Here is a 19,712-nt window from a genome sequence, read left to right on the forward strand (position 1 = left end):
CGTGCTCAACGGCCGCAACAAGTTGATTAGGGTACGAGGGACGAATCCGCTTCAGCATCCTGCACGTTTCCGGCAGCGGAAACAAAATCACCGCGCACCACGCGCAGGAGCACCTCGGCCAGCAGGTCCACCCCGGCGAGCATGTCCGCATCTTTCGTCAGCTCGCGTTCGTTGTGGCTGATGCCCTCGACGCTGGGAATGAAAAGCATGATGGTTGGGACCATGTCCTTCATGTTCGTCGAATCGTGGCCGGCAAGGGTGCGCACCACACCGTGGCGCAGGCCCAACGAATCTGCCGCCTGGGCCGCAAGCTCCAACCCGGCCCGGTCGTAGGCCTTGGCCCCCCACACATGCTCGGCACCACGCTCGATCCGCACGTTGGCCATCTTCTCAATCCTTGCCACGCGGGCGTGCAGGTCCGCATCCGCGGCGGCCAGCACGTCAGGGTCGGTGGAGCGCACATCCACCAGCAAGTTCACGCGGCTGGCAACCACCACCGGGGAGTTCGGGAAGACGTTGAACTCGCCGCAAGAGGTGATCACCATGTGCTCCTCGGTGGAGTGTTCCAGCGCGATCTCGCGTGCGGCAACCACCAGCGCGGAGGCACCCAGCAGTGCGTCCTGGCGGTCGGCGATGACAGTGGCGCCGGTGTGCGCCTGGTCGCCGTGCACCACGAACTCGTACTTGTTCGCGCCCCAGGTCGATTCGACCAGCCCGATGGTCAGGTCCCTGTCTTCCAATGAGCGTCCCTGCTCGATGTGGATCTCCACATAGGCGGCCACCGGCAACTCGAAGTCCCCGATGGTCCCGATGGCCTCCAGCGCCTCGCGAACCGTGACGCCGTGAGGGTCGGTGGTTTCCAGCACCTGCGCGGCCGCAAGCTTGCCGGTGTACACGGAGCTGCCCATCATCGAGGGCTTGAACCGGCAACCCTCTTCGTTGAACCAATTGACCACCACGATGTTGAACTTCGCCTCGCCCCCGGCACCGGCCAGGGACTCCTGGACACGCTTGGCCGCATGCGCCCCGGCCAGCACACCGTAGGCGCCGTCGAAGCGGCCGCCCAGCGGCTGGGAATCAAGGTGCGAGCCCACGGCGATCCAGGGAGCGCCGGGAGCCAGCTCAAGCATCGAGTACTGGTTGCCGACCGCGTCGTAACGCACGGTGAAGCCGTGCCCCTCCACCAAGCCGCGGAACCAGTTGCGGTTCTGCCCGTCGGCAACGGTGGCCGCTTGGCGGTCAACTCCGCCGCCGGCAGTCGCACCATGGGTGCTCATCGAGGTGAAATCGGCCAGGAATGCGCTGTTGTTCGACGTCATGGTGTCTCCTGCAATGTGGTTGTTCGGTGAGGGGGTGATGGTGGTTCAGGCGGTGGCCAGCGCGTCGTTATCGGCACGCGCGTGGCTTTGCCTGCCGCCGAGGAACGTGCCCATCACCTGGAGGTCAGCAATGTTCCGGGCCAGCAACGGGGACTCGGAGAGCACCACGAAATCGGCGAGCTTGCCCCGGGCCAGGGACCCGCGGTCGGCGAACAGACCGGTGGCCTTGGCGGCATTGACGGTGTACAGACGCAGCGCCTCGAGCGGGCTCAGGCATTCCGCCGCACCGCCGAGCACCAGGCCCTTTTCGGTCAAGCGGTCCACGGCGGAGGCCATGGCGCGGCGCACGTTGTTGTCGGCCACCGGCAAGTCCGAGCTGCCTGCCACCAGGACCCCGGCATCCAGCAGCGACTGGCCTCGGTAGAGCCAGCCCTGGCGCTCGGGACCGACGAGCTTGGCGAACTGGTCGCCGAGCGGGCCGATGAAGGAGGCCTGCGGGGTCACCGCGATGCCGTGCCTGGCCACCGCCTCCACCTGGTCCGGGCGGGCGATGCCGAAGTGCTCGATGCGGTTGGGCAGCGCGTTGGGGCCGTGCTTTTCCTGCAGCCCGGAGATGATCTCGATGGCCAGGTCGATGGCCGCGTCGCCGATGGCATGCAGCGCCACGGGCCAGCCGGAGCGGTAGGCAGCCGCCACACGTTCCCGGTAAGCCTGGGGGTCATCGAGCAGGTAGCCGGTGTTGTGCTGGTGCCCGCAATAGTCCTCCGTCACCGCGGCGGTGGCGCCCAGGAGCGATCCGTCCATGAACACCTTGACCGGGCCCAGCGAAAGGTGCTCGTTGCCGAACCCCGCCGTGATGCCCAGGTCCAGCCCCAACCCGGTGCCGGTGCCGTGGGCGTCGGCGGCGTGCGATTCCTGGCCGCGCAGGGCGTCGAGCGCCGGCATCAGCTGGGCACGGGCATGGAGCTTCCCGGCAGCCAGCGCCCGCTGGTAGGCGGTGACTTCCACGGGGGAGTGGCCGATCCAGCCCCCGCCGATGCCTGCCTCGGTGAAGGAAGTGATGCCCTCGGCGGCGTAGCGGGCGGTCGCGGCGTCCAGTGCGCCGACGATCTGGTCCGCCGAGTAGGGCAGCAGCATCTTCTGGATGATCCCCTGGGCCGATTCCTCGACCAGCCCGGTGGGGGAGCCTTGCGCATCGCGCACCACGGCGCCGCCCACGGGATCGGCGAAGCCCGGCTCCAGCGCCCCGGCCAGTTTCAGTGTGGCGGTGTTGGTGATCGAGGCGTGCCCGGAGACGTGGCGCAGGTACAGCGGCCGGTCCCCGGTGATCGCGTCGAGCCGCTTGATGTCGGGGAACTGCCCGTCGTGGTTCTTGTGGTTGAAGCCGGTGCCGTTGAGCCACACGCCCGGGGTGGCGGCAAGCCGGTGCACCTCGGATTCGAGCAGGGCATAGAGTTCCTCCAGCCCGCGTGCCGGCGACAGGTCAAGGGCGGCGAGCCCCAGCCCCCACCAGGTGGTGTGGCAGTGTGCGTCGATGAATCCGGGGGTGATGGCCGCTTCGCCAAAGTCCTCGGTGCGATCCGCGGTGCATCCGGCCAGCTCCTCGTCGAAGCCCACGATGCGCCCGCCGATGATCCCCATTTCGCGTGCCGTCGGGCGGTCCTCGTCCATGGTCAGGATGGTGTCGGCGCGCACCAGCAGATCGAGTCTCATGCGTTGGCCTCCGCGCGGTGCGCCACGGTGCCCGGGCCCATGGTGGAGGGGTCGGTCTTGAGGTGCAGCACCGCCGGCAGCCCGCTGGCCAGGGCCCGCTCGAGGGCCGGGGCGAAGTCGGCGGTGCTTTCCACAAACTCCCCGTGCCCGCCGAAGGATTGAATCCACTGGGCGAAGTTCGGGTTCTCCATCGCGGTGCCCGAGGGACGCTGCGGGTAGTGCTGCTGCTGGTGGGCCACGATGGTGCCGAAGATGCCGTTGTCCACCACGACAATGAGCGGGGCACCGCCATGGGCGAAGGAAACAGCCAGTTCCTGGGCGTTCATGAAGAAGTCCCCGTCCCCGCAGATTGCCACGACGTGGCGCCCCGGGTGCATGATGCTTGCCGCCACGGCCGCCGGGACCGAAAGCCCCATCGCGCCGTTGCGCGGACCCACCAGGGACCTCGGTCCGTGGTGGGAGAGGTAGCGGTGGCCCCACAGGGTGGCGTTGCCGGCGCCGTAGGTGATGATCCGGTCGGCATCCAGTGCCGCTTCCAGGGCCTCGAACGCGACGCCGAGGTCAACGCCGGTGCCGCCGTCGGGTCCGGGACGGGTGAAGGCCAGCTGTTCGGTCCGAAGTCCCTCCATCCACTGGGCTCCGCGTGTTCCGCTCAGGGAGTCGCCCGCGGGCAGCGCGGCGACGAACTCGGCGGGGGACACTCCCAAGTGGGCGTCGATCCGTCCGGCGTGGCCGATGAGCTCCGCGTCGTTGGAGACCACGATGGTCGGGGTGTCCAGAGCCGACTTGTAGCCCTCGGAGAGCACATCGGAGCGGGTGCAGCCGATGAAGACCAGCAGGTCGGCATCGTTCAGCGCGGCGACGGTGCGCTCGGCCCGGCCGTAGCCCAGCCAGCCGGCGTAGGCGGGGGAGTCGTGGTCGATGGCGTCGTAGGCGCGCCAGTCGGCAAGCACCGGGACGTGGGCGGCTACGGCGAAGTCGGCCAATGCGCCCGAGGTGTCGGCGTCCCAGCCGTCCCCGCCAACGATGATGGCGGGGCGCTGCGCGGCAGACAGCAGGGTGGCCAGCGTCCGCAGGCCGGCGGCGCCCGGGGCGGCCTCCGGCAGCGGGTGGACGGCGGGAACGGGGGAGTCTGTCATGCGGACCAGCACGTCCTCGGGCAGTCCCACCACCACGGGTCCCGGGCGGCCGGTGGTGGCCAGGCGCAGCGCGCGGGCCACAAGATCCCCGGCCTGGTGCTCGTCATCGAGTACAAAAACTCCCTTGGCGGTGGTGGAGAACCAGCCCTCCAGGCTGAACTCCTGGAAAGAGTCGCGGCCGCGGTCGGCCAGCGGGATCAGCCCGACGAAGAGCACCATGGCAGTGGCATCCTGCCAGGCGGTGTGGATGGCGATCATGGCGTTGGCGGCCCCGGGGCCGCGGGTGACCATGGCAATGCCCGGCACCGACCCGAGGCGACCTTCGGCCAGGGCCATGAATCCTGCACCGCCCTCGTGGCGGGTCACCACGGTGTGGATCCCGGCGTCGTGCAGGCCGTCGAGGACATCGAGGTAGCTTTCCCCCGGTACTGCATAGACGCGGGAGACACCGTGTGCCTCGAGGGTCTTGACGATGAGGTGTCCGGCTGAGGTGCTCATGGGCTGTGGTGGTCCTTTGTGGTGGAGCGTGGTGAAGATGGAGGATGCTTCCGTGGTCCCCGCACAAGGTGCGGGGACCACGGAAGGGGGGGTGCTAGTGCTTGAAGCCGGGCAGGTCGACGCTGAGGCGGGGCGCGATGACCCCGGCCACTGCGGTGAACAGGGAGAGGAAGATGAGCATGGCTGCGGCCGGCCACCAGTGGTTTGACGCGGCTGCGACCAAGGCGGTGGCGGCCAGCGGGATGAACCCGGAGATCATGCCGGCGGTATTCTGCGCGAAGCCGACGCCGGTGTAGCGGGTCTTGGCCGGGAACAGGCCGGTGAGCACCGTGCCGGAGGCGGCGTACGGCAGCGACAGGGCCGCGACCGCGAGGGTCATGCCGGCAATCACCAGCACGTCGCTGCCCGATTCGATGAGCAGGAAAGCGGGCCATGCGATGATGGCAGAGAAGATGCCGCCGTAGGTGATGACCTTGGAGGAGCCGAAGCGCTCGCCGAGGCGGCCGCCGATGATCAGCACCGGGATTTCAACGACCGCGGCAATGATGCCGCCGGCCAGCATCAGCGAGGGCTTGTAGTCCAGCACGTTCACGCCGTACCAGACCACGAACGCGGTGACCAGGTAGAAGCCGCCGATGCCGAGCATGCCGGCGGCCATGCCGATGATGATTTGCTTCCAGGATTCCCTCAGCGTGGTGCGGATCGGGGCCTTTTCGGTCTCGCCCTTCTCCATGAGTTCCTTGAAGACCGGGGACTCGTCGAGGCGGCTGCGGATGTACAGGGCAACCAGCAGCATCGGGATCGCTGCAAGGAACGGCACGCGCCAGCCCCAGGCGTCAAAGCTTTCCTGCGAGAAGAACACAGTCATCAGGAAGAAGCCGCCGGAGGAGAGGATGGTGCCGATCGGGGAGCCGATCTGCGGCAATGCGGCATAGCGGGCACGTCGGTGCAGCGGCGCGTTTTCCACCACGATGGTCATGGCGCCGGACCACTCGCCGCCGACGAACAGGCCCTGCATGATGCGCAGGAGCACCAGGAGGATCGGGGCGGCGATGCCGATGGCGGCGTAGGTCGGCAGCAGGCCGATCAGGCCGGTGATCACGCCAATGCCGACGATGGTGACCATGAGCGTCTTGCGGCGCCCGATCTTGTCTCCCATCACGCCGAAAATCATGCCGCCGATGGGCCGGGCCACGAGCCCGACGCCGAAGGTGGCGAAGGCTGCCATGGCGGCCGCGGTGGCGTTCTGGCTGGCGAAGAACTGGACGTTGAAGACCAGCGCCGCTGCGGCGCTGAAGAGGAAGAAGTCGTACCACTCCATGGCCGTGCCAATGAGGGCGCCGATGGCAACCTTGGTGGCCTCCTTGTCGGAGATCTGCCGTGTTGCACCGGCTTCGAGTGTTCCAGTGTGGGTCATGGGATTATCTGCCTGAATCTCAAGGGGAGGGCCGCTGCGTCGCTGCTCGCCATCCGATGGTGGGGACCCCACCAATCTTGCCAAGGATCGGCGGTGACGTGGCGCACGTTTCACAACGAGTTGCACACCACAAACGGTGCAAATGCACATAATATGGGGGAATGTTAACGCCGGATTTCGCAGGAATCACGCCAAACGACCAATCGGATGATGCCGCGCGCTGGACAGCGCTGCTGGAGCGGCTGGACGTCGCGGAACTGACGGAGGAATTCATTGAACGCCTCGGTGCCGTTCCCAGCTATGCCGTTTCCCCGCTGCCCGTCAGTGAAATCAGGCGTACGGGAAGCGCTTCCTTCGAGGCACTGCTCCTGGCGATGAAGACGGTGGATGATCATCCTGACTACCTTCGCGAACGCGATGCCATCGCCCTGGACGTGGGAGTCTCGCGGGCACGGGCCGGCGTCCCGATCGAGGCGCTGATGACGGCGATCCGCCTGGACTTCTCGGTGATCTGGGAGGCCATCACTGGCATTGCCGAGCCGGAGGACGCACTGTTGCTGGTCGGGCACACCACCCGGGTCTGGGAAGTGGTCGACGGCTACGCCGGGGAGACCCAGCGGGCTTATGTCGCAGAGCTCGCGAGGATCCAGGCGGAGGCAGACAGCGTGCGGCAGGGATACCTCGCGACGCTGTTCAGCGAGAAGAACCTGACCCCGACCGAACTGGAACGGATAGCAGAGGACCTCGGCCAGGACCTGGCGACGGAATATGTGGTGGCGGTTGCGTCGTGGGACCACATACCGGCTCTGCGCCTTGCCCTGGCAAATGCGCGGGCCGGCAACCAGGTGTTTACCTATTCAAGGGCGGATGCGCTGGTGGTGTTCTTCCCGCTGGGGCTACGGGCCGGATCCCGGGCCCAGCGGCTGTCTGCGAGTCTTGAGCGGCTGACCTGCGGGTTGATTGTGGAAGGCTGCACCCTGGAACGGGTTCCACATGCGGCGGCGGTCGCCGCATCGTTGGCCAAGCTGCTCGAGCCGGCGGAGCAGGGAGCCATGACTTGGACGCGGGGCTGGGCGCGCATGGCCAGGCGCGAGCTCGACAGGGCGGGAGCGCCGGGACTCGGCGAGGTGGAGCGGGCCCTGGAAAATTGCGGGACCACCGAACGCCGCCGGCTGGGAGAAGCAGTGGCCGCCTACCTGGAAACCGGCAGCATCTCGCAGGCCGCGGAACGCTTGTATTGCCACCGCAACACCCTGATGAACCGGCTGAAGCGCTTTACCGAGCTCACCGGCGTTGACCCGACGATACCGGTCCAGGCGGCGCGGCTGGTGGTGGGTTGGGCCTAGACGGCGGCGGGACGTTAGATTGTGGGCATGCCACAAGCGACGCCCATCACCGTCTCCATCACCCGGACGGTACTGCCAGAACACCACCGACGCTTCAACGCCTGGGTCCAGGCGGGCCAGGAACTGGCCCGCGAATGGGACGGCTACCTCGGGTCCGGTTGGATTCGCACCGCGCCGGAATCCAACGAATGGCACGTGCTCTACCGATTCTCCTCCGCCAAGGCCCTGGCGGCCTGGGATGAGTCCGCGGAGCGGCGCTGGTGGATGGACAGTGCCGCGGAGCTGGTGGAAATCACCAAGGTGGAGCACCGCACGGGGATCGAGGGGTGGTTCGAGCAGCCCGGGGACACCAAGCTCACCATTCCCGACATCGTGGTGCCCCCGCGGTGGAAACAGGCGGTCAGCATCTTCCTGCCGTTTTTCCCGCTGAGCCTGCTGTCCAACTTCCTGCTGATGCCGTTGCTGCGGGATTGGCCGCTGATGTTTGCGGTGTTGCTGAACATCTGCATCCTGACCCCGCTGATGACCTATATCTTCTTGCCGGTGACGACCCGGTTGCTGAGGCCCTGGCTGCACAAGCCTCGCCGTGACAGTCCCCGGAAGTAGTTCGTAAATAGACGCCAGAGGCCCGTGGGTGCGACCCGGATGGGACAGCATCCACGAGCCCCCGGCCTCGGTGATGCGCGGTTACAGCAATTCGGCGCGCAACTGCTCCGGCGACTTCGGAGACAGCAGGCCCGGCGCCACGTCGAACACTGTCTTCGCACCGGTCTGGCCGGCCTGGTTCATCCTGTGCACGGCGCGGGCGTAGGCCACCAGCACGCTGGAAGTGAATTCCGGGTTCGACTGCAGGCTCAACGAGTATTCAATGACCTGGGCATGCTCGTCGCTGGTGTTGCCGCTGCGGAAGACGAACCCGCCGTGCGGCATCGAGGTGTGCTCGGAGGCCAGTGTGGCGGCATCGATGAAGTTCACCGTGGTGTCGTACTGGTCGAAGTAGTGCTCCATGGTCACGATGGCCGTCCGTACGGCCTCGGAGTCGGCGCCGTCTTCGAGCACCACGAAGCACTCGCGCACGTGCTTCTCGCGGGTCTCCAGGCTCGGGCGCTCGCCGGCACGGACCTGGGCGATCGCCTGGGCGCTGGGAATCGTGTACTGGACGCCGCCGGCGACGCCGGGCACCCGGCGGACGGCATCCGAATGGCCCTGGCTGAGCCCGCGTCCCCAGAAGGTGTAGGTTTCGCCGTCGGGCAGCAACGCCTCGCCGTAGACCCGGTTGATGGAGAACATGCCCGGATCCCAGCCAGCCGAGATCAGCGCGGTCTTGCCCGCCGCGGTGGCCGGGGCATCCACCGCGGCGAAGTGTTCGGGGATCTTCGCGTGGGTGTCGAAGCTGTCCACCGTGTTGAACAGGGCGGCCAGCGCAGGTCCCTGTTCGGGGAGGTCGGACTTGGAACCGCCGCACAGGACCAGCACATCGATGTCCTCGGTGTGCCCTAACAGTTGGTCCATGTGGAAGGCCGGGGCGCCATCGGGAAGAGAGAGGGCAGCGGGGTCCCGTCGGGTGTAGACGCCCACCAGCTCCATGTCGGGGTTCTTGGCGACCGCCGCCTGCACTCCTCGTCCCAGGTTTCCATAGCCGGCAATGCCAAGGCGGATTGTTGCTCCCACGAATTTCCTCACGTCAAAGTGTTTTTAATATTCCTTCCACGGTAGTGCCTGCGACGCCGGAACACCTAGACGGTTGCGGTCCGGGCCAGGACGGCGACGCCCGGCGGCCTCGTGCCGCCGATATGGCCTGAAACGGGACAGGGCGCGGCCGGTGCGCCCGCCCCGGGGGATGCGCCGGCCGCGCCCGTGGTATTCGCGGCCCGGGGACCACGAAGGGCGGAAACTAGCCGCGCAGGTGCCGGCGGTTCCGCATCATGATGAGCGCCGGGATCAGCAGCAAGGCCACCGGGATCAGGAGCAGCAGCGCGCTGGGGCCGCTGCCGATCTTGGATGCCGAAACGGCCCGCGTGCTGGCCTCCAAGCGCGAGGTGCCGCCGGCCAGCTGGGTCGAACCCTCGGAGAGGGTGGACAGTCCGGCGGCCAGTTGCGAATTGCCGTCGGCGAGCCGGTTGGCACCGTCATCGAGCTTGGTGGCGCCCGTGGACAAATCACCGGAACCCTTGCGCAACGCCTCCAGGCCCATGCCCAGGGTTTCGCTGCCGCCGGCGAGCTTGGCCGCCCCGGCGTCAAGCTCCTCGGCGCCGCGGGCGATCTTCGCGTTGCCGGCAGCCAGTTTCGTGGCACCGGCCTCGAGCTTGTCGGCACCGGCTGCCGCGGAGTCGGCTCCCTGTGCCAGCGCGGGGGTCTTTGACGCCAACTCGGAGGTTCCGGCCTTGAGCGACCCGGTGCCCGCTGCCAACTTGTCGGTGCCGGCAGCAAGCTTCTTGCCGCCGGCCGCAAGTTCATGGGCGCCAGCGTTGAGCTTGCCGGCTCCGGCATCCAGGGCCGAGGTGCCGTCCGCGAGCTTGCTGCCGCCCGCAGCCAGGGCGTCCGCCCCGGTCGTGAGCCTGCCGGCTCCGTCCTGGAGGGTGGCGGTGCCCTGGGCCAGCGTGCCGGCCCCGGTGCTGAGTTGGGTGCTACCGGCGGCCAGAGCGTCGGTGCCCTCGGCCAGCCGGGAGGCCCCGTTGCCCAGGGCGCCGAGTCCGGCCAACAGGCCCTTGGAGGAGTCGTTGAAGCCGGCGTCCAGCTGTCCGAGCCCCGAGTTCAGGTCCTGCGCCCCGGCATTGAGCGCGGTGGCTCCGGTCTTCAGTGCGCCGATGCCCGCACCCAGGGCCTTGGACCCCTCACTGAGTTGGCCCAGCCCGCCGTCCAGCCTGGCGGCTCCGGTCTTGACAGCCTGTGCCCCGTCGTTCAGGGCGTCCGTTTGGCCAACGAGGTCCTTGGTCCCCAGCTTCAGGGAATCCATGCCGTCGGCCAGTTGGCCGCTTCCGGTGGCCAGCTTCTTGGCACCGGCAGAAAGATTGGCGGTACCGTCGTGCAGCTTCTCCATGCCGGCATTCAGGTCCTGGGAACCGTCATGGAGTGCGTTGATCTGCTCCAGCAACAGGCCCGACGGCACCGCGGGATTCGCCTTCACGAACGCGGCAAGGTCGCCCAGGCCCTTCGACAGGCGTCCGGAACCGTCCGTCAGTTCGCCCGTTTTTCCGTCGGCGGTGGCCAGCCCCTCGGCCAGGCCCTTGGCGCCCGTTTCGACACCCACGGAACCCTCCTGGGCGGCCACGATGCCTCCGCGCAGTTTGGGTGCGGCGTCGGCCAGCTTCCGGGTGCCCGCGGCCAGCTTGGTGCTGCCGTCCGCCAGCTGTCCGGAGCCGTCCTTGAGTGCCGCCACGCCTTCAAGCAGGGCCGGGGCCTTGCTGGCCAGCTCCTCGACACCGCCGAGCAACTTGTTGCTGCCGGCCGCCAGGGCATCGGACCCCGCGGCAGCACTTGTGGTGCCCGCGGCAAGCTTCTGCGCACCGGCATTTGCCGCCTGCGTACCGGCGGCAAGCTTCTGCGCACCGTCGTTGGCCGCGCCGGCTCCCTCCGAGAGATGCTGCGCGCCCACCGAGAGGTCGTGGGCTCCGGTGTTGACCTTGCCCGTGCCGATGCCGAGCTGGGACATGCCGGCCGAGAGCTGCTGGGAACCATCCCTGAGCGACTGAGCCCCGGTGTCCAGTGCGCCGGTGCCCGCTGCGAGCGAACCGGCACCGGTGGCCAGCTTGGATGAACCTTCACTGAGTGCGTCTGCACCCACTGTGGCGTCCTTCGCACCCGCGGCCAACTTGCCCGCACCGGCGTTGAGTTTGCCCGCGGCGGCATCGACCGCATCGGTGCCGGCGGCGATCTTCTTCGCGCCGGCGGACAGTTCAGCTGCCCCGTTGCCGAGCCTGGCCGCGCCGGCCTCGGCGTCCCCGGCGCCGATCGAAAGCTTGGTCGTCCCTGCGTGCAGGGTGCCCGCACCGTCCGTCAACTTGACTGCGCCGGTGGCTGCCTTTTCCGCACCCTTGGCAAGTTTCTGTGCGCCCTCGGACAGTGCACCGGTGCCGGCGGCCAGTTCGGCGGCGCCGGCGGCGGCGCCGGAGGACCCGTCGGCCAGCTTGGCGACTCCGTCGTTGGCCTTGCCCATGCCGTTGTTGAGGTCCGAGGCGCCGCTGGCCACCTGGGATGAGAACATCGCGTAGAACGCCACGAAGGCGATCAGGAACAGGCCGAGCAAAACCGTGATGATTGCATGCAGCAGCGTGTGCCGCTTGGCCGCAATATGTGCATTCAACTGGACTCCTGGGGGATCGGTGGGGGTTGGCGGGGAAATGGTGCCGCGGGGATTTCGGGCGCAGAAAGGTACGCCACGATCCGTGGCCCGGTGGAGCAGGAGGGTGCTGCGGCCGATATCCGGCCGAACCCAAGGTCTATCTGTGATGTGTATTACAAGGGGCTAGGACCATTGAACTTACTGATGGGTAGCTTTGCAAGTGTTTTGGGAAAATAACTTACCCGTGGGTAGGTTGTGACGTCTTCTGCGCGCCTAGGCTGAGGGGGCGCGAGGCCCGAACCGCTGGTCCCGCAGGCACTTGGCGCCCGGCCATGGGCCCAAAGCCCGCCGGGAAGTTGTAGGCTCGCACACATGGTGAGATTTCTGATATTGGCTCTTTTGTCCGTCCTAGGGTTCATCGCCATCGTCGCCGCAACGCTTGGCCCCGCCGGTTGGTGGATCGTTGCGGGGGTGGTGGTCCTCTTGTTGGCACTGGGGATCCACGACGTCCTGCAAACCCGGCACGCCATCCTGCGCAACTTCCCGGTGCTGGGACGCATGCGATTCCTGCTCGAGTCGATCCGCCCCGAGATCCAGCAGTACTTCATCGAGCGCAACACCGACGGGAGGCCCTTCGACCGAGACACCCGTTCGCTGATCTACGCGCGGGCCAAGGGCGCCGACAGCCACAAGGCCTTCGGCACCGAACGCGACGTCAACGAGGTCGGCTACGAATACCTGCTGCATTCCACCGCCCCGGTCGAGGTCGCGAAGGACCAGCACCGAGTGCGCATTGGCGGACCGGATTGCACGCAGCCCTACGACATGTCCCTGATGAACATCTCCTCCATGAGCTTCGGATCGCTGTCCAAGAACGCTGTTCTGGCCATGAACAAGGGCGCTGCCATGGGTGGCTTCGTCCACGAGACCGGCGAGGGCGGGCTGGCCTCGTACCACCTGGAACACGGCGCCGACCTGTTCTGGGAAATTGGATCCGGCTACTTCGGTTGCCGCGATGCCGAGGGAAACTTCGATCCAGAGGTCTTTGCAGCCAAGGCGTCCAACGAACATGTCAAGGGCATCACGATCAAGCTGTCCCAGGGGGCCAAGCCCGGGCTCGGCGGCGTGTTGCCGGCGGCCAAGATCACCACGGAGATCGCAGCCACTCGCGGGGTGCCCATGGGCGTTGACTGCATTTCCCCGGCCTCGCACTCGACCTTTTCCACGCCACGGGAGCTGATGCAATTCGTGGCCCGGCTGCGCAAGCTGGCCGGTGGCAAGCCGGTCGGCTACAAGTTCTGCGTCGGTTCCCGCACCGACGTGCTGGCCATGTGCAAGGCCATGTTGGAAACCGGAATCACCCCCGATTTCATCACCATCGACGGATCCGAGGGAGGCACCGGCGCAGCGCCGCTGGAATACGAGGACCACGTGGGCACCCCGCTGACCGAGGGACTGATGCTGGTGCACAACGCGCTGGTCGGGTGCGGGCTGCGCAGCAAGATCAGGCTCGGGGCCGCTGGCAAGGTCGCCACCGGTTCCGACGTTCTCAAGCGGCTGATCCAGGGCGCCGACTTCACCTTCAGTGCCCGGTCCATGATGATGGCCACCGGCTGCATCCAGGCGCAGAAATGCCACACCAATGAATGCCCCGTCGGGGTTGCCACCCAGGACCCGCGTCTCGTCCGCGCGCTGGACGTGGAAGACAAGGGCAACCGGGTCTACAACTACCACAAGCTCACGGTGCAGGAAGCTGCACAGTTGATGGCCTCGATGGGCGTCACCAACCCGGCGCAGCTGAATACCAGGATGTTGCGCCGCCGCGTCGACCACCTGACCACTCGCAGTTACGCAGGACTGCACCATTGGCTGGAACCCGGCGAGCTATTGCGCCAGCCGCCCCGTGGGTGGGCACCGGACTGGCTGGAGGCCGACGCCGACAACTTCGGCGAGCACGCCCCGATGCCGTGGCCGACCCAGCGCGAACCTGCGCCGCCGGTGGAGAAGACCGTCGCGCCCAAGCGCGTGGAACCCAAGGACTCCACCCACCGCACCGTGGAACCGGTTCACCCGAACCCCCAGCGGCCGGAGGGCAGGCCCGCACCCAAGACCGCGCCACATCGGGGTTGATGGCCCGTCATCAATGCCGGGCGGCGATTCGCGACTCGGAATAATGTCCCCCATGACCTCCTCGAATACCGCGCCGGGCATCGGGTTCCCCTCGCTGCTCGCCCACGCCTTCTTCCTGCAGGCAGCGGTGTACCTGGTGCGTCCGGCAACCTCCTACAAGGCGTTGGAACTCGGCGTTGACCCCGGGCTGCTGGGCCTGGTGGTGGCGAGCTTCTCGATCCTGCCGGTCTTCCTGGCCGTGTTCATTGGCCGGGCCGCGGACCGCGGCAAGGAGCGTCACATCCTGCTGGTGGGTGCTGCCCTGCTGATCATCTCCGGGGCCGGCCTGCTTTTCGCCGCGCCCTCCCTGCCGGCACTGCTGGGTTGGAACCTGCTCCTGGGCGTGGGGCACCTGATGAGCATTCTGGGTGAGCAAAGCCGTTTGGCATCGGCCACGAACCGCAACATGGATAGGGTTTTCGGCTTCTACACCATGGTCACCGCGGTGGCCCAGACCGTTGCGCCGCTGTTGCTCGGTGTGCTGGGCGGGGCTGCGGTCGCTCCGGACACCTCGGTGCTGCTGCTGGCCTACCTGGTGGGAGCCGCCGGCGTGCTGGCCACCGGCGTTCTCATGGCCCGGCACGGCGGCACACGGAGCAAGTCCGGCATCCCGAAGGCTCCGGTGAAGCTGCGCACCGCACTGCGGGTCCAGCCCGCTGCCCGCAACACGCTGGTCGCCTCCATCGGGCTGAGCATGATGGTGCTGTGCACCATCGACCTGCTGCAGGTCTACCTGCCGGCTCTGGCCGTGGAACGGGGAATTTCCACGCAGGCGGTCGGGGTGCTGCTGGCGTTGCGGGCAGCAGCCACGGTGCTCTCGAGGCTGGCGATGGACCGGCTGGTCCGTGCCGTGGGAAGGTCGCGGCTGCTGCTTGGATCCACCGGCATCTCCGCGGTGCTGATCGGCCTGCTCGTGCTGCCGCTGCCGACCCCCGCCATGGCAGCGCTGCTGGTGCTTGCAGGCCTCGCCCTGGGCCTCGGGCAGCCGCTGAGCATGAGCGTGGTCTCGATGACCGCCACCGAAGGCACCCGCGGCACCTGGATGTCGATCCGCCTGCTGGGCAACCGCCTGGGGCAGACAGTGATCCCGGTGGGCGTCGGCGTCTTCGCCACCGCCCTGGGGGCCGGAGGAGTGTTCCTCGCCCTGGGGGTGACCACTGCCGCGGCGACGCTGGGTGCCATCGCCCCGCTGCGTTCCATGGACGATTGAGACGGTGCCGGCGTGGCCGTGCCTATTGCGGGTCGGCGATCACCGCGGCAATGGCCTGGCGGTCCACCTGGGCCAACTCGGCGGGGTTCCATGCCGGGCTGCGGTCCTTGTCGATGACCTGGGCGCGGATCCCCTCGGCCAGGTCATCGCGGTGCATGAGGTAGTCGGCCACGCGCAGCTCCCGTGCCAGGGCCGAGGGCAGGTGGTCCGCCTCCCGGGCAGCGCGCACCGCCAACAGCGCGCACTGCAGTGAGGTGGGGCAATTGGCGCGCATCCGGGCTGCCGCCGCCCGGGCCGCGGGATGGACCATGGCATCGAGGCGCTCGAGGATCTGCTCGGGCGTTGGCGCACCGAAGGCCGCATCGATCCACGGTTGCGCACTGGCCAACGGGGAAACGGCAAAAGACCCGAAGAACACCTCCAGCCCGGCGGCGATGTCGGGTGCCGGCATTGCCTCGAAGTCGGGCAGGGCCTCGATGACCTCCTCGAAACGATCCCCATCGACCAGCATGTCGGCAAAGCCGAGTTCCACCGCATCCGCACCGGTGAAGGTGTCGCCGGTCAACACCAGGTATTCGCCGAGGTGTCCCGGTGCCCTTGCCATCAGGTGCGTGGCACCCACGTCCGGGCTGTAGCCAATGCGCGCCTCCGGCATGGCGTAATGCGCTTCGGGGGTGGCGATGCGGATGGCGGCATGCGAGGCCAGGCCGATCCCGCCGCCCATGCACAGCCCGTGCACCAGGGTGAGTACCGGTTTGGGGTAGCTCGCGATCATCTGATCGAGCCTGAATTCCAGGGAAAGAAGGTCAAGGAACCCGGAGTGTCCGCCGTTGGTCACCGCTTCGTGGAAGTCCTTGATGTCCCCGCCGGCACAGAAGCCGCGCACGCCCTCTCCGCGCAGCACCAACATTGACACGGCCGGGTCGGTCCTCCAGTTTTCCAACACATCGGTCAATTCCCGGAGCATCGGGCCAGTGAGTGCATTGATGCTTATGGGCCTCCGCAGCTCGATGAGGCCCAGGGGCCCGCTGCGGGTGGAGCGGATATGGCTGGTGATCGTGATGGTCCTGGTTCCTTGCCGTGCCGATATGTGGTTGATGCCAAGATATCGCCGAACCGGCTCCGATGCGAAACCCGGGTGCGGCAACAACGCCATGCCCGCCCACAGCAATCCGGGGATGTGGTTTCGTTGACCCAGGCAGCCGGGCCATGGCCCCGAAGTCGTCCCCGGGAAGGGGGTGCCTACCGCGTCGGCTTGACGTAGGATCGTCCCCAAAGGCAGCCGGCACCACCCGGACTTCCGCTCGCAATGTTGTTTGGGGAAACACCGTGAGAAAAACCGCCATGTCCGCCGCTGTCCTGCTCTTAGCCGTCCTGTTGGTTCCGGGGGACCCGGCCACTGCCGCGTCTCCCGTGCACGTGGCCGAGGGCGTGAACCTGACACCGATCGCCACCGAGGCCCACCCGGACCAGGAATCGCAGAGGCCCGAGGAAGCCGACGCGAAGGCTGGCGAGTTCAAGGACGGGATGTTGTGGCGCTCGCACCCGGAAGGGATCGAGGTGTATGCCGCCACGTCCCCGGCGGTGCTCGTGCCCCATGACCTGGTCCGGGCCTGGGCCGACACCGGTTGGGAAAACGGCCCCTTCGGCTATCCGAGCGGTGGGCACTACAGTGCCGGCAGCGATACCCGACAGCCCTTCACCGGCGGCATTCTCGGGGTGCGCCCCGACGGGACCTCCTACTGGCTGCCCGCGACCACCGAACTTCCCGACTTCACGGTGAGCGGTGCCGGCTGGGGACACGGCGTGGGCATGAGCCAGTACGGGGCCCGGGCCATGGCGGCCGGGGGAAGCAGCGCCACTGACATCCTGGAGTACTACTACAACCCCGCCGAGGTCACCGACAGCAGCACCGCCGCTGCCAGCGACATCCGGGTACAGGTGCTGACATCGAAGACCAGCGAAGTGGTGGTTTCAGGCGGAAAAATGCAGGTCATCGACCCAACGGCGAATCAGGCCTACACGGCACCGGCGGGCTCAAAACTCGTCCTTGGACGCGCGGGTTCGCAGTTGGCCTACGAGTTGAGGACGCCGGATGGATTCGACAGGGTTCCGCGGGACAACAACGAAGACGGCGTTCCCGACGTGGATCCGGCGCCCGAAGCCAACAAGGTCACCGGCAAGCTGATCATTCTGTGGGAAGGCACACGCGACTGGCCAGCGAAAAACCGTGCGACGATCTCGGTGCCCGGCGCCAACGAAGAATCCTCGGCGCCCGGGGTCTACAGGCACGGCTACCTGGAAGCGGGGCTGCTGGATGACCGGGTGAACCTGGTGGCGGCGCTGCGGCTCAACGACGAATACCTCTACGGCCTGGCCGAGGTCCCCTCGTCGTGGCCTCGCGCCGTGCTGCAGGCCCAGGCGATTGCCGGCCGGACGTACGCCATGCGCAAGCTGAACACGGTCAGGGATTCCTGCGACTGCAACGTCACGGACGAGGTGCAGGACCAGAAATTCACCGGCTGGAAGAAGGAGAACGAGAAATCCGGTTACGGGGCCAGGTGGAAGGCCGCAGTGGAGGCGACGATAAAGCGCAATGACGCGGGCGTTCCGCGCAGCGGCAAGGTCGTGGTGTACGACGGGAGGCTGGCCGAAACCCTGTATTCCTCCTCGACCGGAGGTGCCACCCGCGACAGCGAGGACGTCTGGGGCGGTGCCGCGCGACCCTATCTGCGTTCGCGTCCCGATCCCTGGTCGCTGGAGGCCAGCGCCAAGAACCCCTACGACGCCTGGGAACAAGGCACCAGCCAGGAAGAGATGGCCGAGGTCTTTGGGCTCGAGAATGTGATGAGCGTGGAGTTCGAGCGTGGCAAGGACCTGAGCATCGTCTCCGCCACGGCCACATCCATGTCCGGACGATCCAAGACCCTGCCTGGGAAGGAGTTCCGTGGAAAGGATTCCGGCGTCGGTGCGCGTTCGGCCTGGATCACGGGTATCGAGCCAAGCGTGGGGCCTCCGGTGGAAACCACCATCAAGCCGGGGAACTTTTGCACCACCACGGTGAAGGCCGGTGCGGGCATTGCCCGGGCAGTGTCAGCTGCCAGCGACGGCGAGGTGATTTGCCTGCAGCCCGGAACCCCAAAGCCAAGCAGTGTGGTGCTCAAGCCGCGGCAGACCTTGGTCGGCGGCAAATAATCCAACACCCGGCTCGATGGAACGGGTGGTTGGCCCGCATCATCGACTGCCCGGTATCCTGAAAAGGATTTCCGGCGGGGGACACTGCCGGGTCGTGGAGACACAAAAACAAGGGAGCACGCCGGCTGATGGCATCGACCGACCAGAACGACGAACGCGGGAGACTTGCCAAACTCGTCCTGCCCGGGGGACAAGAACCGGATCCGCGCTTCACCCTCGCCAACGAACGCACCTTCCTGGCCTGGATCCGCACCGCCCTCGCCTTCCTGGCTGGCGGCATCGCCCTGGAGGCATTCGCCGCAGCCGCCTTCCCCGGCCCGCTGCGCACCGGCATCTCGGTGCTGCTCATTGTCATCGGCATGCTCATCAGCGCCGGTTCCGCCTTGCGCTGGCGCAGCATCGAGATGTCCATGCGCCAAGCGAAGCCGCTGCCGCTTCCGCTGATCATCCCGATCCTGGGCCTGGGCAGCGCCCTGGCCGCAGCTGTGGTCGCGGTACTGATCTCCCTGGACCAATGAGCACCGCGCCGCGGCCGCCCCTGCACCTGGACCCCGGGCTGCAGCCCGAACGCACCGTCATGTCCTGGGGACGGACCACGCTCTCGCTCTGCGTAGCCGCGCTGGTCTTCCTGCGCTGGCTGCCGCATTACGGGGTGGGGATCCTGGCAATGATCGTGCTGGCACTGCTGGCGGCCGGAAGCATCTATGCCACGCAGCGCCACCGGTATACCGTGGCTTCCCACGGGATCAAATCCGAGCGGCTGCGGGCCGACGTCGTGGCGATCCTCGCGATGAGCATCGCGGTGCTTAGCCTCGGCGTTGTCGGCATCCTGGTGGTAGTGGATTTCTAGGTGAACGTCATTCCGCTCACCTCGCCAATTTCCGGCCGTGTGGTCTACCGCGTGGCCGATCAGGCATTCGATTTCACCCCGAATGATCCAGGCGAAGTGGCGGCACGCAGGGGTTCACCTGCCTCGTTGGCCGTGGATTCGGTTCTTGTGGACGTCGGGATGCCCAACGGCATTCTTCTCTACGTTTGGGGATACTCACCCCAGTCGTCCTGGCTTGCCGTCCCGGGAATGCCCTCAGGTGCCGTTGACGGGGTTGTCATGGTTGATGAGCCGGAATTGGATTCACAAGCAAGTGTCAGCATTCGCCGCGACGGCAGTGATCCCGCGGAGGTGTGGTGGACCCAATTCGATGCGGATACGGGGGTGGTGCCGCATCACGAGCGGAGGACCCGATGAGAGCTTGACTCGCATCGCCGCGGACACGGTCATCGGAGCCGATAGCTCCGGTATTACCTCGTTGTGGTTGAAGCCAACCTTCGTGGACTGAGTTCAACGCACCGAAGGTGCGAGGCGCGTTGCAACGATGCTTCCCGTCCGGGATCCTGTCCAGCAAGGTGCCAGGACCCATAGGGTG

Annotated in this window: 14 protein-coding genes; 7 read left to right on the forward strand and 7 right to left on the reverse strand. The window is 67.1% G+C overall.

The annotated features are described in order from the left end of the window. Nucleotides 1-26: 26 nt before the first annotated feature. The 4 genes from Q2T94_RS12095 to Q2T94_RS12110 all read right to left on the reverse strand — a co-directional run bounded on the left by Q2T94_RS12095 (nucleotide 27) and on the right by Q2T94_RS12110 (nucleotide 6,086). On the reverse strand, nucleotides 27-1,319 hold the full coding sequence (locus Q2T94_RS12095) for a M20 family metallo-hydrolase (protein WP_302264609.1): 1,293 nt from the start codon (nucleotides 1,317-1,319) through the stop codon (nucleotides 27-29). Between the two features lie 45 nt (nucleotides 1,320-1,364). Beyond that, nucleotides 1,365-3,032 carry an amidohydrolase gene (locus tag Q2T94_RS12100; RefSeq protein WP_302264611.1) on the reverse strand — a complete coding sequence of 556 codons (1,668 nt, stop codon included), beginning with the start codon at nucleotides 3,030-3,032 and terminating at the stop codon, nucleotides 1,365-1,367. Further along, nucleotides 3,029-4,669 (reverse strand): thiamine pyrophosphate-dependent enzyme, encoded by a 1,641-nt coding sequence (locus tag Q2T94_RS12105; RefSeq protein ID WP_302264613.1) that lies wholly within the window; start codon nucleotides 4,667-4,669, stop codon nucleotides 3,029-3,031. Before Q2T94_RS12105 ends, Q2T94_RS12100 begins: the two co-directional genes overlap by 4 nt. Nucleotides 4,670-4,763: 94 nt before the next feature. Then, complete coding sequence (locus Q2T94_RS12110) at nucleotides 4,764-6,086, reverse strand: MFS transporter (protein ID WP_264270218.1); 1,323 nt, start codon at nucleotides 6,084-6,086, stop codon at nucleotides 4,764-4,766. Nucleotides 6,087-6,247: 161 nt separating this feature from the next. On the opposite strand from Q2T94_RS12110, the gene Q2T94_RS12115 reads away from it, so the two are divergent. Continuing rightward, on the forward strand, nucleotides 6,248-7,432 hold the full coding sequence (locus tag Q2T94_RS12115; RefSeq protein ID WP_302264615.1) for an RsbRD N-terminal domain-containing protein: 1,185 nt from the start codon (nucleotides 6,248-6,250) through the stop codon (nucleotides 7,430-7,432). Nucleotides 7,433-7,459: 27 nt separating this feature from the next. Next, a complete protein-coding gene (locus Q2T94_RS12120) occupies nucleotides 7,460-8,038 on the forward strand; it encodes an antibiotic biosynthesis monooxygenase (RefSeq protein ID WP_264270220.1) in 579 nt (192 codons plus the stop codon). Nucleotides 8,039-8,119: 81 nt separating this feature from the next. Here Q2T94_RS12120 and Q2T94_RS12125 read toward each other — a convergent pair whose 3' ends face one another. Continuing rightward, nucleotides 8,120-9,103, reverse strand: a complete 984-nt coding sequence (locus Q2T94_RS12125) for a diaminopimelate dehydrogenase (RefSeq protein WP_302264617.1) — start codon at nucleotides 9,101-9,103, stop codon at nucleotides 8,120-8,122. A 223-nt stretch (nucleotides 9,104-9,326) separates the two neighbouring features. After that, complete coding sequence (locus Q2T94_RS12130) at nucleotides 9,327-11,735, reverse strand: YhgE/Pip domain-containing protein (RefSeq protein ID WP_302264619.1); 2,409 nt, start codon at nucleotides 11,733-11,735, stop codon at nucleotides 9,327-9,329. Nucleotides 11,736-12,086: 351 nt separating this feature from the next. On the opposite strand from Q2T94_RS12130, the gene Q2T94_RS12135 reads away from it, so the two are divergent. After that, a complete protein-coding gene (locus Q2T94_RS12135; RefSeq protein ID WP_264270223.1) occupies nucleotides 12,087-13,844 on the forward strand; it encodes an FMN-binding glutamate synthase family protein in 1,758 nt (585 codons plus the stop codon). Between the two features lie 52 nt (nucleotides 13,845-13,896). Then, the gene (locus tag Q2T94_RS12140) at nucleotides 13,897-15,093 is read left to right on the forward strand and encodes an MFS transporter (RefSeq protein ID WP_264270224.1); all 1,197 of its coding nucleotides are present in this window, start codon (nucleotides 13,897-13,899) and stop codon (nucleotides 15,091-15,093) included. A 22-nt stretch (nucleotides 15,094-15,115) separates the two neighbouring features. Here the strand turns inward: Q2T94_RS12140 and Q2T94_RS12145 are convergent, their stop codons facing one another. Next, a complete protein-coding gene (locus Q2T94_RS12145) occupies nucleotides 15,116-16,192 on the reverse strand; it encodes an enoyl-CoA hydratase/isomerase family protein (RefSeq protein WP_367281563.1) in 1,077 nt (358 codons plus the stop codon). Nucleotides 16,193-16,437: 245 nt separating this feature from the next. Here Q2T94_RS12145 and Q2T94_RS12150 point away from each other — a divergent pair, with 245 nt between their 5' ends. From Q2T94_RS12150 to Q2T94_RS12160, 3 genes are all read left to right on the forward strand, one after another. Beyond that, entirely contained in the window at nucleotides 16,438-18,288 is a 1,851-nt protein-coding gene (locus tag Q2T94_RS12150) for a SpoIID/LytB domain-containing protein (RefSeq protein WP_302264622.1), read from the forward strand. Between the two features lie 128 nt (nucleotides 18,289-18,416). After that, nucleotides 18,417-18,806 carry a YidH family protein gene (locus Q2T94_RS12155; protein WP_302264623.1) on the forward strand — a complete coding sequence of 130 codons (390 nt, stop codon included), beginning with the start codon at nucleotides 18,417-18,419 and terminating at the stop codon, nucleotides 18,804-18,806. Further along, nucleotides 18,803-19,138 (forward strand): DUF202 domain-containing protein, encoded by a 336-nt coding sequence (locus tag Q2T94_RS12160; RefSeq protein ID WP_302264626.1) that lies wholly within the window; start codon nucleotides 18,803-18,805, stop codon nucleotides 19,136-19,138. Before Q2T94_RS12155 ends, Q2T94_RS12160 begins: the two co-directional genes overlap by 4 nt. Nucleotides 19,139-19,712: the final 574 nt, after the last annotated feature.

The organism is Paeniglutamicibacter sulfureus (genome assembly GCF_030512175.1).
In the GTDB taxonomy this organism is placed as follows: domain Bacteria; phylum Actinomycetota; class Actinomycetes; order Actinomycetales; family Micrococcaceae; genus Paeniglutamicibacter; species Paeniglutamicibacter sulfureus.

Coding starts and splice junctions, on each gene's coding strand:
- Q2T94_RS12095 (WP_302264609.1), bottom strand. CDS start 1,319: ATGACGTCGAACAACAGCGCATTCCTGGCCGATTTCACCTCGATGAGC.
- Q2T94_RS12100 (WP_302264611.1), bottom strand. CDS start 3,032: ATGAGACTCGATCTGCTGGTGCGCGCCGACACCATCCTGACCATGGAC.
- Q2T94_RS12105 (WP_302264613.1), bottom strand. CDS start 4,669: ATGAGCACCTCAGCCGGACACCTCATCGTCAAGACCCTCGAGGCACAC.
- Q2T94_RS12110 (WP_264270218.1), bottom strand. CDS start 6,086: ATGACCCACACTGGAACACTCGAAGCCGGTGCAACACGGCAGATCTCC.
- Q2T94_RS12115 (WP_302264615.1), top strand. CDS start 6,248: ATGTTAACGCCGGATTTCGCAGGAATCACGCCAAACGACCAATCGGAT.
- Q2T94_RS12120 (WP_264270220.1), top strand. CDS start 7,460: ATGCCACAAGCGACGCCCATCACCGTCTCCATCACCCGGACGGTACTG.
- Q2T94_RS12135 (WP_264270223.1), top strand. CDS start 12,087: ATGGTGAGATTTCTGATATTGGCTCTTTTGTCCGTCCTAGGGTTCATC.
- Q2T94_RS12140 (WP_264270224.1), top strand. CDS start 13,897: ATGACCTCCTCGAATACCGCGCCGGGCATCGGGTTCCCCTCGCTGCTC.
- Q2T94_RS12150 (WP_302264622.1), top strand. CDS start 16,438: ATGTCCGCCGCTGTCCTGCTCTTAGCCGTCCTGTTGGTTCCGGGGGAC.
- Q2T94_RS12155 (WP_302264623.1), top strand. CDS start 18,417: ATGGCATCGACCGACCAGAACGACGAACGCGGGAGACTTGCCAAACTC.
- Q2T94_RS12160 (WP_302264626.1), top strand. CDS start 18,803: ATGAGCACCGCGCCGCGGCCGCCCCTGCACCTGGACCCCGGGCTGCAG.